Origin of the sequence: Anaerofustis stercorihominis, from assembly GCF_024623185.1 — a bacterium.
Taxonomy (GTDB): domain Bacteria; phylum Bacillota; class Clostridia; order Eubacteriales; family Anaerofustaceae; genus Anaerofustis.
Genome location: NZ_JANJZK010000057.1, coordinates 1 through 1,647 on the forward strand (window position 1 = coordinate 1; position 1,647 = coordinate 1,647).

General features: G+C 34.4%; 2 protein-coding genes. Both read left to right on the forward strand.

Translation table 11 applies throughout. The features are described from left to right. The first annotated feature begins 69 nt into the window (after positions 1-69). Positions 70-810, forward strand: coding sequence for a peroxide stress protein YaaA (yaaA, locus tag NSA01_RS09950; RefSeq protein WP_257481306.1), 741 nt, complete (start codon positions 70-72; stop codon positions 808-810). 9 nt (positions 811-819) lie between these two features. Further along, positions 820-1,269 (forward strand): peroxiredoxin, encoded by a 450-nt coding sequence (locus NSA01_RS09955; protein WP_257481307.1) that lies wholly within the window; start codon positions 820-822, stop codon positions 1,267-1,269. Positions 1,270-1,647: the final 378 nt, after the last annotated feature.

A 1,647-nucleotide genomic window follows, 5' to 3' on the forward strand; every position in this document is an offset into this window, starting at 1 on the left:
GTGCCGGGGTTTTAGGGGCAGCGCCCCTAGAAAGTTTGTTTCTTTAAAAAAGAAAAAAGAGAGGTATTTATGAAAGTTATAATTTCACCTGCAAAAAAGATGAAAATCGTATATGACGAAAATAAAAAAATCAGTGAACCTGTGTTCTATAAAAAAGCGGAGTTTCTTGCAAAGAAGTTAAGGAAGCTCGACCCTATGGAAATAGAGCATATAATGAAAGTAAATCCGAAAATAGCTATGGAAGCTTTTATTTACTATAACGATTTCTTTGATTTCAAGCATGAGATACCCGCTATTCTGTCATACAACGGACTGCAGTATACTCATATCAATGCAGGTGATTTTACAGATGATGAAGCCGAGTTTGCAAATGAAACTTTAAGAATAGTAAGCGGTCTTTATGGAATACTAAAACCATATGACGGAATATGTCCTTACAGACTTGAAATGCAGTGTAAGCTTGATATAAACGGGAAAAACTTATATAAATACTGGTCTGACAATATATATAAAGAACTTTTTAAAGATAAAGAAGAAGTGATAAACCTTGCCTCGGGAGAGTATTCAAAAGTGGTAAGTCCCTATCTTAAGAATAAAGACAGATTTATTACTATGGATTTTAAATGCAGTCATAAAGGTAAAATAAGAACCTTGCCTACGGAAGCTAAGACTTTAAGAGGGGAAATGAGCAGGTATATAGTTAAGAACAAAATAAAATCAAGTGAAGAACTTAAAGATTTTACTTACGGAGGGTATAAGTATTCTTTAGAAAGGTCTGATAAGGACAAATATGTATTCCTTAAAATATAGGAGGAAAATATGTTAGAAGTAAAAACAAAAGCACCTGACTTTACGCTTAAGGATAAAGACGGGAAAGAAGTGAGCTTATCGGATTTTAAAGGAAAAAAGGTAGTTGTCTATTTTTATCCAAAAGACGATACTCCGGGATGTACAAAGCAGGCGTGCAATTTCAGAGATAATTTCAATACATTCGTTAGCAATGATATCGTGGTGATCGGGATTAGTAGGGATGATGAAACTTCTCATGCTGACTTTGTAAATAAGTACGATTTACCTTTTATCTTACTTTCAGATCCGGAGGAAAAAGTATTGAAAGTTTATGATGTTTTGGATGAAAATAGTCCTACTCTGGGAGTTATCAGAACGACTTACGTTATAGACGAAAACGGGATTATAGAAAAAGCTAATAAAGATGTAAAAGCTGAAATAGACGGGGAAGATGTGCTTAATTATTTAGGAATTCTATAAGGGACTCTGTCCCTTACACCCCAGTCCTTTTTTAAAGATAAAAAAGAACGAAAAAATCTCCGCTCAAACCGCGGAGGCTTAAAACGACTGGATTTTCTACAAAATGCTCCCCGCATTTTGTGAAACAGTCGCTAATCCCACCCTTTTGCAATTCAAATTACATAAAAATTTATTTTTTTAACATGGGATACCAATATCTAAATAAAGGGGGCAGGGTATCGGTCGTTTCAAAAATCTGCCCGCATTCCTTGGAAGAGAAGCTATCCTAACCCCTTAAATAGAAAATTTTATCTTATATTAAAGGTTATAACTTTTTTAGGTAAATAGCGGGTGATATTCTTAGGTAAGTTAAAGATCTCTTTTGCCGAAGGCTAAGGC